The 14,301-nt window shown below is 63.8% G+C and carries 10 protein-coding genes and 1 pseudogene; 5 read left to right on the plus strand and 6 right to left on the minus strand.

Annotated elements, in window-relative coordinates; genetic code table 11:
• Complete coding sequence (locus PSH78_RS16810; RefSeq protein ID WP_305495574.1) at positions 1-822, minus strand: alpha/beta fold hydrolase; 822 nt, start codon at positions 820-822, stop codon at positions 1-3.
• A gap of 361 nt (positions 823-1,183) precedes the next feature.
• Here PSH78_RS16810 and PSH78_RS16815 point away from each other — a divergent pair, with 361 nt between their 5' ends.
• Positions 1,184-3,994: a winged helix-turn-helix domain-containing protein gene (locus PSH78_RS16815; RefSeq protein ID WP_305495576.1), complete on the plus strand. Its 2,811-nt coding sequence runs from the start codon at positions 1,184-1,186 to the stop codon at positions 3,992-3,994.
• Here the strand turns inward: PSH78_RS16815 and PSH78_RS16820 are convergent.
• Together PSH78_RS16820 and PSH78_RS16825 are read right to left on the minus strand one after the other, a co-directional pair.
• On the minus strand, positions 3,941-5,449 hold the full coding sequence (locus PSH78_RS16820; RefSeq protein WP_305495578.1) for a winged helix-turn-helix domain-containing protein: 1,509 nt from the start codon (positions 5,447-5,449) through the stop codon (positions 3,941-3,943). The two genes, PSH78_RS16815 and PSH78_RS16820, sit on opposite strands and share 54 nt — an antisense overlap.
• Before the next feature lie 183 nt (positions 5,450-5,632).
• Complete coding sequence (locus tag PSH78_RS16825) at positions 5,633-6,583, minus strand: GlxA family transcriptional regulator (protein WP_305495580.1); 951 nt, start codon at positions 6,581-6,583, stop codon at positions 5,633-5,635.
• Between the two features lie 321 nt (positions 6,584-6,904).
• Between PSH78_RS16825 and PSH78_RS16830 the strand changes: the two genes are divergently transcribed.
• Positions 6,905-7,627 (plus strand): pirin family protein, encoded by a 723-nt coding sequence (locus PSH78_RS16830; RefSeq protein ID WP_305495582.1) that lies wholly within the window; start codon positions 6,905-6,907, stop codon positions 7,625-7,627.
• A gap of 153 nt (positions 7,628-7,780) precedes the next feature.
• Here the strand turns inward: PSH78_RS16830 and PSH78_RS16835 are convergent, their stop codons facing one another.
• Entirely contained in the window at positions 7,781-8,656 is an 876-nt protein-coding gene (locus tag PSH78_RS16835) for a LysR family transcriptional regulator (RefSeq protein ID WP_305495584.1), read from the minus strand.
• A gap of 111 nt (positions 8,657-8,767) precedes the next feature.
• Between PSH78_RS16835 and PSH78_RS16840 the strand changes: the two genes are divergently transcribed.
• Positions 8,768-9,979 (plus strand): YbfB/YjiJ family MFS transporter, encoded by a 1,212-nt coding sequence (locus PSH78_RS16840; RefSeq protein ID WP_305495586.1) that lies wholly within the window; start codon positions 8,768-8,770, stop codon positions 9,977-9,979.
• 3 nt (positions 9,980-9,982) lie between these two features.
• On the opposite strand, the gene PSH78_RS16845 is transcribed toward PSH78_RS16840, so the two are convergent.
• Entirely contained in the window at positions 9,983-11,014 is a 1,032-nt protein-coding gene (locus PSH78_RS16845; RefSeq protein WP_305495587.1) for a GlxA family transcriptional regulator, read from the minus strand.
• A 450-nt stretch (positions 11,015-11,464) separates the two neighbouring features.
• On the opposite strand from PSH78_RS16845, the pseudogene PSH78_RS26695 reads away from it, so the two are divergent.
• Positions 11,465-12,319, plus strand: a pseudogene (locus PSH78_RS26695) (cache domain-containing protein); the annotation flags it as partial.
• Between the two features lie 204 nt (positions 12,320-12,523).
• Positions 12,524-13,228 carry a methyl-accepting chemotaxis protein gene (locus PSH78_RS26700; RefSeq protein ID WP_370871132.1) on the plus strand — a complete coding sequence of 235 codons (705 nt, stop codon included), beginning with the start codon at positions 12,524-12,526 and terminating at the stop codon, positions 13,226-13,228.
• A gap of 220 nt (positions 13,229-13,448) precedes the next feature.
• On the opposite strand, the gene PSH78_RS16855 is transcribed toward PSH78_RS26700, so the two are convergent.
• Positions 13,449-14,255: a DMT family transporter gene (locus tag PSH78_RS16855; RefSeq protein WP_305495589.1), complete on the minus strand. Its 807-nt coding sequence runs from the start codon at positions 14,253-14,255 to the stop codon at positions 13,449-13,451.
• Between the last annotated feature and the right edge of the window lie 46 nt (positions 14,256-14,301).

Genomic DNA, 14,301 nt, shown 5'->3' on the forward strand with positions numbered 1-14,301 from the left:
TCAACCCTGGATGAACGCCAGCAGGTCGGCGTTCAGCCGGTCCTTGTGGGTGTCGGTCAGGCCGTGGGGAGCGCCCGGATAGACCAGCAGCTGGGAGTTCTTGAGCAGCTTGGCGGCCGCGATGCCGGCGGTTTCGATCGGCACTACCTGGTCGTCATCGCCATGCACTACCAGGGTCGGCACATCGATGTTGCGCAGGTCTTCGGAAAGATCGGTCTCCGAGAAGGCCTTGATGCAGTCGTAGGCGTTCTTGTGGCCGGCGAGCATGCCCTGCATCCAGAACCAGTCGATCATGCCCTGGGACACCTTGGCACCCGGACGGTTGGCGCCGAAAAATGCGCTGGCCACATCCTTGTATAGCTGAGAACGGTCGGCCAGGGAGGCCTGGCGGAAGCCGTCGAATACCTCGATGGGCAGGCCGCCGGGGTTGGCCGCGGTCCTGAGCATCAGCGGCGTGACCGCCGAGATCAGGCCGAGCTTGGCGACGCGGGCGGCGCCATGCCGACCGATGTAGCGCGCCACTTCGCCGCCGCCGGTGGAGAAACCGAGCAACACCGCGTCCTTGAGGTCCAGGCGCTCGATCAGCTCGGCCAGGTCATCGGCGTAGGTGTCCATGTCGTTGCCGTCCCAAGGCTGGCTGGAACGCCCGTGACCACGACGGTCGTGAGCAATCACCCGATAGCCGTTGGACGCCAGGAACATCATCTGCGCCTCCCAACTGTCCGAATTCAACGGCCAGCCGTGGCTGAAGACCACCGGTTGGCCACTGCCCCAATCCTTGTAGTAGATCTCGGTGCCGTCGCGGGTGATGAAAGTGCTCATGACGTGATTCCTTGAGGTCGGTGGATCGCTTTATGGTCCGGCCAAGGGGGGAATGTGCGTGAGTTAAACGTTGTTAATTTTTTTGGGACGGCGGTGTTAAACCTCAGAGGGAACTGCTTTTGTGGCGAGGGGGTTTATCCCCGCTGGGCCGCGAAGCGGCCCCCCAAAGCGCAATCCCCAAATATATCTGGCACTCCGAGATGACAGTCTTGGGACTGCTTCGCAGTCCAGCGGGGATAAATCCCCTCGCCACAGGGGTTGTGTCTGCCGCTCGCTCTGCGCGGAGCCTCACACCGTTGCGCTTGACGCAAAACCTGAGGAATATGCTCGGGTACAGCGGGAACGGAACAATGAGCAGACCATGAGCCAATACCTCAGCCTGCCCGTCGAACAGACGGTGCATTTCGGCCCTTACCGGGTCCATCCGCGCCAGCGCCTGGTGCTCGAGGGTGGACAACCGTTGCGCCTGGGGCGGCGGGCGGTGGAAATCCTGCTGGTGCTGCTCGAACACGCCGGCCAAGTGGTGAGCAAGCAGCAACTGATCGCCCGGGTCTGGCCGAAAAGCGTGGTCGAGGACACCAACCTGCGGGTTCACGTGGCGGCGTTGCGCAAGGCCTTGGGCGATGGCCAGGCCGGCCAGCGTTATATCGTCACGGTGGCGCAGCGCGGCTACAGTTTTGTCGCGCCGGTGACATTCGAAGCGCCCGAGGAACTGGCGCGCATCCCCCACCCCTCCCTGGCGCGCAACCTGCCGCCGCGCCGTACCCGCATGATCGGCCGCCAGGGCCTGGTGGAGAGCCTGGTGGCGCAGCTCCCGCGCAAACGCTTCATCAGCCTGGTCGGCAGCGGCGGCATCGGCAAGACCACCGTTGCCTTGCGGGTTGCCGAACGGCTGCTTGGCCAGTACCGCGACGGCACCTGCCTGCTGGACCTGGCCTCGCTCAACGACGCGGCCATGATCGCCCCCAACCTCTGCGCGCTGCTGGAGCTGACACTGCATGACGGCGAACCGCTCGACGCGATCGTTCGGCAACTCAAGGACCGCCATCTGCTGCTGGTCATCGACACCTGTGAACACCTGATCGATGCCGTTGCGCTGCTCTGCGAAACCTTGCTGCGCGGCGCGCCTCACCTGCACATCCTGGCCACCAGCCGCGAAGGCCTGCGCGCCGAAGGCGAACACGTGCAGCGCCTCGATTCGCTGGCGTTTCCGCCAAGGGGCATGGTCATCGAAGGTTATCCGGCCCTGGAATTCCCGGCGCTGCAACTGTTCGCCGAACGCGCGATGGCCAGCCAGGACGATTTCGAGCTGACGGACCACGAGGTTCCGCTGATCGTCGATATCTGCCAGCGGCTCGACGGCATTCCCCTGGCGATCGAACTGGCCGCCGCCCAGCTCGGGCGCTTTGGGCTGGAGGCGCTGTGCCGGCAACTGCAGGACAGCGTCGCCCTGCTCGACCATGACAGCCATGCCAGCGCACCGCGCCAGCAGACCCTGCGCGCCACGGTGGACTGGAGCTTCGCGCTGCTCACGCCGTGCGAACAAACCTGCCTGCGGCGCCTCGCGGTGTTCATGGGCAGTTTCAACCTGGCGTCGGCAGCGGCAGTCATCATCGGCCAGCATGTCGCGCCGGAACAGGTGCTGGTCTCGATCAGCCAGTTGGTGGCGAAATCGTTGCTCAATGTCGAGATCGGCGATGATGAGGTGCGTTATCGGTTGCTGGACACCACGCGCAGCTACGCCCTGGAAAAACTGCTGGAGGCCGGGGAACTGGCCGCCACCCGGGAGCGCCACGCCGAGCGCTGCCTGACGCTCATGGAACAGGCTGAAAAGGATTGGGAAAACACTTCCACGCGAGCGTGGATCGCACGGTACGCGGCCTATCGGGACGACATCCGCGCGGCGCTCGACCGTGGGCTGGGCCCGCAGGGTTCGCACGCCGTGGCGATCCGCCTGGCCGCGCGCACCCTGCCGCTCTGGCAAGAGCTGTCGCTGCTCAAGGAACACGGGCTGTATGTCAGCAAGGCGCGGGCGCTGCTAAGGGCCAGCCCCTCGCCGTGCCCGAGATTGACCCTCGCCCTGGAACTGGCCCACGGCAGTTTCAACTACCACACCGAGGGTGGTACGCCGGCCACCGTCGAGGCGTTCGTCACCGCCCGCCACCTGGCCCGGCAGTGCCAGGACCGGGCGGGCGAATTGCGCGCATTGTCGGGCCACATGACGGTCAATCTCAGCGCCGGCCGCTATCAGCAGGCGCTGAAGCAAAGCCTGGATTTCGATCGCCTGGGCCTGCCGGGCGACCCGGTCCTGTCCTTGAGTACCCAGCGCCTGCGGGTGCTCGCGCTGCATTTCACCGGCGACCAGGACGGCGCGCGACGTGACGCCGAGCAGGTCATCCAGCGCCTGGCCCAGAATGGTCACCTGAGCCGCTTCAGCCATGGTTTCGGCGTGCAATACGAGCAGAGCGTGGCCGCGCTGACGATCCTGTCGCGCATCCTCTGGCTGCAAGGCTTCGCCGAAAAAGCCCGGCGCACGGCCAACCTCGCGCTACAGATTGCCCTGCAGATCAACCACGGCCTTTCGATCTGCTACACCCTGGCGATCGCCGGTTGCGTGATCGCCCATTACACCGGCGATCAGCCGACCGCCCGGGAACGGCTGGACATGTTGAAGCAGCAGGCCAAACGCCATTCGGTCATGCTCTTTCATGATTGGGCTGGCCATTACGAGCGCGCCTTCGACGGCGCCAGCCCGCAGTCGCACTTGGGCGCTTGCGGCCTGATCGAGGATACCGTCGTCACTCTGCGCGGCGCTGCCGTCAGCCCGCAGCAGATCGAGCGCGCCCATAGCGGCGCGGCAGGCTGGTGCTCGGCGGAAATCCTGCGCGTCGCTGCCGAAGCGTTGCTGGCCGAGGGAAAAGCAGGCGCAGAAAGCCGTGCCGAAGAGTACTTGCACGCCGCGCTGGCGGTAGCCCGGAGCCAAGGCGCACTGGCCTGGCAGTTACGCAGTGCCATGTCCCTGGCCCGGCTGTGGCGACGGCGCGGCCAGGATGCGGCAGCGCAGGATGTGCTCGCTTCGGTCTATCGGCGCTTCAGCGAAGGATTCGACACACCCGACCTAAAGGAAGCTGGCGCGCTGCTCCAGACGTTGACTCGCCAGCTCGGGTCTTGAACGCCGCGCCAGCCAGGCCTCCTGCAACACGTAGCGCCGATGGAGCGACTGCCACTGGCCAGCGCGGCGCAACTTTTCCAAGGCATAGGCACGCGTGGTATTGAGCAGGTGATAGCGATTGCCTTCGGCACCTTGTTCGACCATCACCAGCGACTGCTTGACCAGCCGTGACAGCAGCCAGGGCAATCGCCCCACCCCGACGTCAGTGCAACTGACCACAGCCAGCGCAGCCTTCAACGTGAACGGCTCCTCGAACACCGCCAGCCGCTGGAACACCGTCCGTTCGTCGCTGCCCAAGCGCTCGAAACTCCAATCCAGCGCCGCGTCGAGGCTGCGGTGGCGCGCCACGGCTGTACGGCGGCCGTGGCTCAACAGTGACAGACCGTAGTCCAACTGTTCCAGGACCCCCGCCACGCCCAGCACATCAACCTGGGCCGCCGCCAGCTCCAGCGCCAACGGCAACCCGTCCAGGCGCTGGCAAATCTGTGCCAGGAGCGCCAGGTCGCGTTCACCCGGCTTGAAGCCCTGCTGTCGGGCAGCGACCCGATCGACCAGCAAGCGCACCGCCGGGCTCGCCAGTATCAGGTGACCGGGCTCGCTGGCCGTCGCCACGGCCAGACCGGCCAATTGCACGACATGTTCATCTGCAAGCTCCAAGGCTTCGCGACTGCTCAACAACAGCGATACGCCAGGGGCCGCTGAGCGCAGCGTCAAGGCCAGTTCCCGGCAAGCATCAATCAGGTGTTCGGCGCCGTCGAGCACCAGCAACATCCGGCACGATTGCAGGCACTGCTCCAGCGAGCCGCCCGTCAGGCCAAAGGTTCGCATGATCCGCGGGCAGACCTCGGCCGGGTCGCTGATCGCCGCCAGGTCAATAAACCAGGCGCCGTCGGCAAAGTGCTCAAGCAACAGTTCCGCCGCCCGCGACACCACCGTGGTCTTGCCGATACCGCCCGGGCCGACGACGGAGGTCAGGGGCTGGCGAGGAACCTCGACCAACAGCCGTCCCAGCAGCTTGTCGCGACCGATCACCGGGCTCAGGCGCGCAGGCAGATTGTGCCGCTCGGAGCGCCTGGCGCCGTATGATTCAGCACTCGGCTGCGGGGTCAGGGGCACGGCGAAGCAGTAGCCCTGGCGCGGATGATTGAGAATGTACCGATTGCCATCCTGTCCGGCACCGAACGCCCGCCGTAAGGCGGCGATGTGCACCCGCAGGTTGATGTCTTCCACCACGCTGTCGGGCCAGACCTGGGCAATCAGGGTTTGCTTGCTGACGAAGGCGCCCGCATGGGCAACCAGTATGTGCAGGATGTCCAGAGCGCGACCGCCCAGGGCCAGGGGCTCGCCATCGCGGGTGATCAGCCGCTGTTGGCGGTGAAAGACAAACGGACCGAAGCGCACCGTTGTTTCGGTGCTCGCCGCTGTTGCGGCGCAAGGTTTGGTGAAGCTGTTCATGAGCGATCCAGCGACAGAAAACCGGTCCGGGCGTGGCGCTGCGGATCGCCGCACACACCTGCCCTGGCTCCTGCGCATCCTTTGCAGAGGGTTCGCCGTTATCTTGGCAGCCACAGGGCAGAGAACAATGCTGGCACAGGGCGCATCACGGACATCACGGTGCCCTGGACGGACACCGAAGGCTCAACTGAACTGCTGGCGGTACTGGACCGGTGTCAGGCCGAGTTTTTCGCTGAACAACTGGCGCATATGTCGGACGCTGCCAAAGCCACTGCGAAAAGCCACGGTCTTGAGCGGCAAGTCGGTGGACTCCAGCAACTGCCGCGCCCGATCGATGCGCGCACCTTGCAGGAACTCCATCGGGGTCATTTTGACTTCGCGCAGGAAAACCCGGGCGAAATGCCTTGAGCTCATGGCGGCCAGATCGGCCATGCGCTCGATGGAAAACGGCTCTTCCAAGTGTTCCATCACATAATGCTGCACCCGGGTAACCGCCGATTCCTGTGCCGCCACCGCCGCCACCAGCGGGCTGAACTGCGCTTGCCCGCCCTGGCGCTGCATGACCACCAGCAAGACCTTGGCCACATCCAGCGCGACTTTGCGACCATGGTCCTGGGCGACGATGGACAGGGCCATGTCGATACCGGCGGTGACACCGCCGGAGGTGATCAACCGTCGGTCATGCAAGATGATCTTGTCGGTCTCGACCAACGCCTTGGGGAACCGCTGGATCAAGCGTTCGGTGTAATGCCAATGGGTGGTGACCCGATAGCCGTCGAGCAAGCCCGCCTCTCCCAGGATGAAGGCTCCCGTGCAGATCGACCCGTAGCGCGTGGCCCGCTGCGCCGACGCCCGCAACCAGGTGTGCAAACCCGGATGCCGATCGTTATAGGCACCAGGCCCGCCCGGTACCAGCAGTACGTCGTAGGCCGCCCAAGCCTGGTCGATATGGATGTCGGCCTGGACAGTCACGCCGTTGGAGGCTCGCAACGCCCCACGCTCGGTGCCCAGGGTCAGCAACTGATAGTGCTGGTCCGGTGCGAGAAAACGATTGGCGATGGAAAACACTTCGAGCGGCCCGGCCATGTCGAGCAGCAGGAAATCGGGGAACAGCACCATTGCAACGGTTTTCATGGGGAGGACGCCAAAACAAGGGGAACATGCTACCGGTTGGCGACCGAGGACCTTGTGGGAGCGAGCTTGCTCGCGATAGCGTCCGTCCAGCCGGCATCTATGTAACTGGGGCACCGCTATCGCGAGCAAGCTCGCTCCCACAGGGACCAGCGGTCACCGGTGGGCATTATGACGAAGCGCAGCGCTCCCGGCGAGATTGCCCACTCAGAACGGACAGTATTTCCAGATTCAGCCGCTTATTGAATGTGCCGATAACCATTAACCTTCTTCTGTACCCGGCGAACGGCCAAGGCCACCGCCCACTGAACCAGGAGAATCATCATGCTGACCCTTCGCAAAGCTTCTGATCGCGGCATCGCTCGTCACGGCTGGCTGACGTCGTTCCACACCTTTTCCTTCGCCAACTACCGCGACCTCAACCAACAGGGTTTTTCCGACCTGCTGGTGATCAACGACGATCGGGTTGCCGCCGCCAAAGGTTTCGGCCAGCACCCGCACCGGGACATGGAGATTTTCTCCTACGTGCTCGAAGGCGCGCTGGAACACAAGGACACCCTGGGCACGGGCTCGGTGATTCGTCCGGGTGATGTGCAGTTGATGAGCGCCGGCAGTGGCGTGGCCCACAGCGAGTTCAATCACAGCGCGGACGAGCCGGTGCACTTCCTGCAGATCTGGATCGTGCCCAATGTCGTAGGCGCCACGCCGCGCTACCAGCAGGAGCACTTCAGCACCGAACAGAAACGCGGTCGCCTGCAACTGATCATCTCCCCGGACGGCGCCGAGGGGTCGTTGCACGTACGCCAGGACGCACGGGTATATGCCGGGCTGTTCGATGGCGAAGAACGCGCCACGCTGACCTTGGCCGCTGATCGTTATGCCTATGTGCATGTGGCCCGGGGCAGCGTCGAGCTCAACGGCGTGGCGTTGCAGGAAGGCGACGGTGTGCGGGTACGCAACGAACAGGCATTGACGCTGGGCAACGGCCAGGATGCCGAGGTGCTGGTGTTTGACCTGCGGCCGCAGGAACTGCCGCAAATGCCATAACATCGGCAGCTGTGAGATTAATTTGTGGGAGCGAGCTTGCTCGCGATCGCGGTGGGTCGAGCAACATTAATGTTGGATTGACCACCGCCATCGCGAGCAAGCTCGCTCCCACAGTTGTTTTATGTCGTACTCAGATGTGGGGCCGCTGAAGATCTACTCGTTCTCCTTGGAAAACGCCGCGACGATCTCATCGATCACCGCCCGCACCCGCGCCGTGTGGCGCAGATCCGCGTGAGTCACCAGCCACACCTCATACGGCAGCGGCCGCGTGCGCTGCGGCCAAAGCCGCACCAGCCCGTCGCGCTCGCCCATGTACACCGGAATTTCTCCCACCCCGATACCCGCCCCGATCGACCTGCGTACCAGCAGGCTTGAGCTCAGGCTGGCGACAATCCGTCCTCGGCCGACCGGCTCGGCCACCAGGGTGAAATCCTTTTGACCCTGCAAATACGGTTGATAGACCACCAGGTCATGCCCTTCGAAAGCACTGCCCGGCGCAGGCTCCCCGTGGGCGTCGACGTAATCCTGCGAGGCGAACAGCCCCACCGGCCAGCGCGCGATCCGCCGGGCGATGAGATCAGGGTTGTCGGGCCGGGTATTGCGCACGGCAATGTCCGCTTCACGCTTGACCAGGCTGATGATCTGCGTGGAGGCGTCCAGTTGTACGCGGACGTCGGGATGCCGCGCATGCAGGCGAGCGATGGCTGGGATGAGGAAATCGATCGCCAACGAATCGGTGGTGGCGACGCGTACGTTGCCGATCAGCCGATCGTCCAGGCCCTGGATGCGACGCTCAAGCTCCAGGGCCGACTGCTCCATTTTTTCCACGGCCTTGAGCGCCGCTTCGCCCACCGCCGTCAGCGCATAACCGTCGGAGGTGCGCAGGAACAACGCGGCGTTCAAGGATTTTTCCAACGCGACGATCCGCCGCCCCACGGTCGCCTGATCCACGCCCAGTACCCGCGCCGCTCCACGCAGGGTCGACTCCCGACATACCGCGAGAAACACCCGCGCGTCATCCCAATTCATCCGCCCCTCTCCTGCTGCAAATCTGCATCACTGCGCCGCGAAATCGCTGCATAAACGCTCCAACGATAGCCGATATGCTGGACGCCATAAACCTTTCCGAGGAGCGTTCCCATGCACACCCAATCCACGGCGCTGGACTCACCCCCGACAGGCATCTGGTTGCCGATCTTCGCCGGCCTCTGCGCCAGCCTCGTCAGCATCGGCCTCGCGCGCTTCGCCTACACGCCGTTGATTCCATCGCTGATCGAAGCGCATTGGTTCAGCGCCAACGACGTGGTTTACCTGGGAGCGGCGAACCTGGTGGGCTACCTGATCGGCGCCCTGCTCGGCCGGCCCATGGCTCGGCGCCTGGGCAACAAGCAGGCGCTGCGCCTGATGATGCTGGCCGTGACGGCGGCATTTTTTGCCTGCGCCTTCCCGGTGTCGGTGATCTGGTATTTCGCTTGGCGGCTGCTGTCGGGCATCGCCGGCGGCGCGATCATGGTGCTGGTGGCGGCGACCGTACTGCCGCATGTGCCCGCCGCGCGCAGAGGCTTGGCCAGTGGGGCGATTTTCCTTGGCATCGGGCTGGGTATCGCCGGCTCCGGAACGCTTGTGCCGCCGCTGTTGAGCCACGGTCTGCAAGCGACCTGGCTGGGGCTCGGCGTGTTGTCACTGGTGCTGACCGGGCTGAGCTGGTTCGGTTGGCCGGAAGATTCTGCCCAGGCGACAAGCGTCGCGAAACACGCCACACCGGCCGAACCCACGCCCCGCGCCGTGTATCAGCTGTTTGCCGAATACGCCTTCATGGCGGCAGGGTTGGTCCCGGCAATGGTGTTCCTGGTGGACTACGTAGCGCGTGGCCTCAAGGCCGGCGCCCATGTCGGTGCGCTGGTCTGGGTGATGTACGGCCTCGGCGCGATTATCGGCCCGGTAAGCTACGGCTTTCTCGCCGACCATCTGGGCGCGCGCAAAAGCATACGACTGGTGCTGGCCGTCCAGGCCGTTGCCCTTGGCCTGCTGGCGATTTCACAGAGCTTCCTGGCGCTGGCGGTACTGGCCGTGCTGATCGGCTCGTTCCCGCCGGGCATCGTGCCGTTGGCCCTGGCCCGGGTGCACGAACTGGTGCCGGACCATCATCGCCAGCAAGTCGCCTGGAGCCGCGCCACCGTTTCGTTCGCCACCTTCCAGGCGCTGGCCGGGTTCGGCTATTCGGCGCTGTTCAATGCCAGTGGTGGACAGCACGCGGTGCTGTTCCTGGTTTCTGCGGGGGCGATTGTGGTGGCGCTGCTGCTCGATTTCATGCCCAAGCGGTTCGCAAGGAGCAGAGGTGGGCGCGGCTAAGCCTTACTTGCGCCCAAACGTCGAACGATAGCTACCCGGCGGCACCCCGAAAAAATCGCGGAAACGTCGCTGGAAATGCGGGGAGCTGACGAAGCCGGTGGCCACGGCGATTTCGGTGACCGAGCGGTTGGTCTGCTGGATGAGCTGGCGTGCGCGTGTCAGGCGCAGTTCCAGGTAATAACGCGTCGGGGTCGCACCGAGGAACCGGCAGAACCGCCGTTCCAGCTGGCGCTTGGAGACCTTGACGCAGGCCGCCAGCTCATCGATCGTCAAGGGCTCCTCGACGTTCTGCCACATCAGTTCCAACGCCAGCTTGAGGCTTTCCGGCAGCGTCGGATCGGTCTCGACGAAGATCGGCGGCAGGTCCGTAGCGTCGTCCCCGGACTCATCGCAGCGAAGGATCTCTTCAATCGCCCCCACCAGCGCCTCCCCGCCCGTGCGGCGGATCAGCTGGAGCATCATGCGCAGCGAGCTGTTGGCGCCCGCGCAGCTGACTCGCTCGCGGTCCACGACATAGGCGCGGCTGGTGACTTTCACATGGGGGAACATCTCGGCCATCGTCGCCCGACTTTCTGGATGGACCGCGCATTCGAAACCATCGAGCAGGTTTGCCTCTGCCACAAAAAACACGCCGTTCCACAACCCTCCCACGATGGCCCCGGACGTTGCCTGGGCGCGCAGCTTGCGCCGCAACAACGGCGTGCCCTGCAACTTCACGCGAAAGCCTCCGGCGACGATCAGCACGTCGAGGTTATCGGGCAATTGCGCCAGCTCGATATCGGTGGAAATCACGATGCCCAGGTCACTCGTCACCTGCCCGCCCGAAGCGCCCGCCGTCAGCACTTCATAAAGCGGCATGTCGCTCATCAGGTTGGCGGTGACCAGTGCGTCCACCGCGCCGGTAAAGGACATCATGGAAAAGTTGTCCATCAGCACAAACGCGACGCGCACCGGCGCCTGTCCCACAGGCGCAGCCCCTTGGGGACGATAGGCCATGTTCTTGTTCTTGAGTACGCTTTCGAATGCGCTGGGCATGGGGCCTCGTGAGACAGGAAGGCGATCTGGACCGGACCCGGGCGGATTGCCCGAGCCAAGCCATCTTCCCGACTAACCGCAAAGGCAACCATCGCCTGCGCGACATCACTGTCAGCGTTAGCGACGTCTGACCAGTGGCGACCTCAAGGGAATACGACATTGGTCGATAGCCTGAGAGTAGGCATGGGCGCTTTTCCCCCAAGAGTTCGCAACGCTCACCGCTACTGTTTCCGCCCTTTCCAACACCGATAAATACCCGCGGGAGAAGTCATGAATATCAAACAGAAGCTGACATGGGCGTTCGCGACCATTGCCTGCCTCCCGGTTATCCTGGTGGCGGTGCTCGTTGTATTGAACCTGCGCGATGCGGCACAAGCCAACTTCCTGGACAGCAGCAGCCGCGAGATCCGCCAGATCGACAACGGCATGAAGCAGTTCTTCGACGGCATCATGCAGAACGTCGAATTCTTCGCCAAGGACCCGCGGATCGTCGCGGCCAAGGACCTGAAGAACTACTCGGGCGCTGACGCCGCGCAAATCCCCCTTACCGAGAACAACAAACAGCTGCTGGCGATTTTTGACCAGTTCGCCAAGAGCCATCCAACCACCGCCTACCTGTCCCTGGGACTGGCGGACGGCGGCTACGCCAGTTGGCCGGATGATCCGAAGATTTCCAACTACGACCCGCGCGTACGCCCCTGGTACAAGGCGGCCATTGCGGCGCCTGGCACCACCGTGAAAACCGATGCCTATTACTGGGCACCGGACGACGTGTCGTTGATCGGCATCGTGCACACCGTCGCCGATGCCAGCGGCAAGCTGGTCGGCGTGGTCGGCCTCGATGTGTCGCTCAAGCAGCTGACCGAACTGGTCAAGAACATCAAGCTGGGCGACAGCGGCTACCTGATGCTGGTGGAGGCCAGCGGCAACGTGCTGGTCGACCCCGCCGAGGCCAAGCACAACTTCAAGCCGCTGGCTGACCTCGGCCCCAACTACGCCGCGCTGGCCAAGAGCAGCGATGGCGCCACCGAGATCGAGATCGATGGCGTGCCCTACATGGCTAACATCGTCACGTCCAAAAGCCTGGGCTGGCGCTTCATCGGCCTGATCAAGCGCGACGAGGTGATGGCCGAGGCTTCGAGCCTGACCTGGTTGATCGCGGCCATCGCCGCCGCGCTGGCCGTGGTCTTCGCCATCGTCGGCGCCAGCTTCGCCAGCGTGATCGTGCGGCCGATCCGCGGTGTTGCCAATGGCCTGCAGGAAATCGCCGAAGGTGAAGGTGACCTCACCCGTAAACTGTCGGTGCAGGGCAAGGACGAAACGGCCACCCTGGCGGGCTGGTTCAACCAGTTCCTGGGCATGATCGCGCAACTGATGCAGCGCATCGGCAGCGCCTCTTCCGACCTGCAGACTGCCGCGGCCGATACCAGCAACGTGGCCCAGAACATGAACGATGCCGCCGGGCGCCAGCGCCAGGCCGTGGAGCTGGTGAGCACCGCGTTCAACGAAATGGTCGCCACCGCCAACGAAGTGGCCCGCTCGTGCAGCCAGGCCGCCGTCAGCGCGGACGAAGGCTATCGCGACGTGCACGACGGCCAGCATCACATTGGCGAAGCCACGGGCAGCGTGATGAAACTGAGCGAGGACCTGCAAAAGTCGACCCAGACCATGCAAGCGCTGGAGCAGGACAGCAAGAACATCAACACCATCCTCGACACTATTCGCTCAATTGCCGAACAGACCAACCTCCTGGCGCTCAACGCCGCCATCGAAGCCGCGCGCGCCGGTGATCAGGGCCGTGGCTTTGCCGTGGTGGCCGACGAGGTGCGCGCCCTGGCCCGGCGTACCGCCGATTCCACCGGCGAGATCGACAGCCTGCTCGGCAACCTCGCGCGGCGCACCCAGGAAGTGACGCAACAGATGCAGAACAGCCTGCAAGGGTCGCACACCAGCGTCGAGCGCATCCAGCAAGCCCGCGACAGCTTCGACAAGATCCGCACCTCGGTGGACTCGATCCGCGACCAGAACACCCAGATCGCCACGGCGGCAGAGGAACAGCATCAGGTGGCCGAAGACATCAACCGGCACATCGCGCAGATTCATGCCGATGCGCAACTGGTCGAGGAATTCGCCCATACGGCGCAAACCGGTTCGGGGCGGCTGACCGATATTTCCGGGCAGCTCAAGGGCTTGGTGGGACGCTTCAGGTTCTAAATCTTACCTCCACTGAAGACCAAAAAATGTGGGAGCGAGCCTGCTCGCGAATGCAGTGTCACAGTCAGTAAGGATGTTGACTGTGCCGGCCTCTTCGCGAGCAAGCTCGCTCCCACAGGGGTTCTGCGGTTACCTGAGTTTTGTGTCCGCTGAAGATCAAATGTGGGAGCGAGCCTGCTCGCGATGGCGGTGTCACAGCCGCTGGGTAGCTGCCCGGTGGCTACCCTTTCGCCTTAATCGCATACATCCCACCCGCAATCACCAGACATGCTCCCACCACCGTCCAGGTGTCGGGCAGTTCACCGAATACCAGCAGCCCAATCAGTGTGGCGAACACCAGCAAGGTGTAGTTGAACGGCTGGAGTGTGGCCGCCGTTGCGTACTTCAGCGCCTGAAGTAACAGCAGCTGGGCCACGACGCCGGTAACTGAAAGCACCGCGATCAGCCCCCATTGCGCCGGGCTCGGTGTTACCCAACCTGGAAGACCCGAAAAGGTGATCGCTATCGCGCCGAAAAACCCCATGTAAAGCATGTTCGTAGCGAACGAGTCCTTCCGACTGATTCGACGGGTCAGCACGCTGAAAATGGCGAAACCCAGGGCAGACAACAGCGGGATAAGCGCCGCGAGTTGAAAGACACCGGTGCCGGGGCGAAGGATAATCAGCGTACCGGTGAAGCCGATGGCGGCGGCAATCCATCGACGCACACCAATGAACTCACCGAGAAACGCCCCCGCCAACGCCAGTGTCATCAAGGGGAACACCGTATACAGGGCGTGCATCTCAGCGAGCCCCAGATAGCGCAGCCCGAGTCCAAACAAGGCACTTTCACCCACTCCGATCAATGCACGGATGACCTGCTGGTAAGGATGGTGGCTTCGCCAGGCAGCCCGCAAGCTGTCCTGATAAATGCAAAAGCCGACAGCGAAACCCAGGAAGACCCAATAGCGCACCATGACCAGCTGCGCGATCGGGAGATCTTTGACCAGCACTTTGGTGACCCCATCCTGCGCGGCAAAGATCAGCATCGATAGAAGGCACAGGACGATACCTGACCGCGATCGCGGGGCGTCA

Source organism: Pseudomonas sp. FP198, from assembly GCF_030687895.1.
GTDB lineage: Bacteria > Pseudomonadota > Gammaproteobacteria > Pseudomonadales > Pseudomonadaceae > Aquipseudomonas.

Coding starts and splice junctions, on each gene's coding strand:
- PSH78_RS16840 (WP_305495586.1), top strand. CDS start 8,768: ATGCACACCCAATCCACGGCGCTGGACTCACCCCCGACAGGCATCTGG.
- PSH78_RS16845 (WP_305495587.1), bottom strand. CDS start 11,014: ATGCCCAGCGCATTCGAAAGCGTACTCAAGAACAAGAACATGGCCTAT.
- PSH78_RS16855 (WP_305495589.1), bottom strand. CDS start 14,255: ATGCTGATCTTTGCCGCGCAGGATGGGGTCACCAAAGTGCTGGTCAAA.
- PSH78_RS16830 (WP_305495582.1), top strand. CDS start 6,905: ATGCTGACCCTTCGCAAAGCTTCTGATCGCGGCATCGCTCGTCACGGC.
- PSH78_RS16815 (WP_305495576.1), top strand. CDS start 1,184: ATGAGCCAATACCTCAGCCTGCCCGTCGAACAGACGGTGCATTTCGGC.
- PSH78_RS26700 (WP_370871132.1), top strand. CDS start 12,524: ATGGTCGCCACCGCCAACGAAGTGGCCCGCTCGTGCAGCCAGGCCGCC.
- PSH78_RS16810 (WP_305495574.1), bottom strand. CDS start 822: ATGAGCACTTTCATCACCCGCGACGGCACCGAGATCTACTACAAGGAT.
- PSH78_RS16825 (WP_305495580.1), bottom strand. CDS start 6,583: ATGAAAACCGTTGCAATGGTGCTGTTCCCCGATTTCCTGCTGCTCGAC.
- PSH78_RS16835 (WP_305495584.1), bottom strand. CDS start 8,656: ATGAATTGGGATGACGCGCGGGTGTTTCTCGCGGTATGTCGGGAGTCG.
- PSH78_RS16820 (WP_305495578.1), bottom strand. CDS start 5,449: ATGAACAGCTTCACCAAACCTTGCGCCGCAACAGCGGCGAGCACCGAA.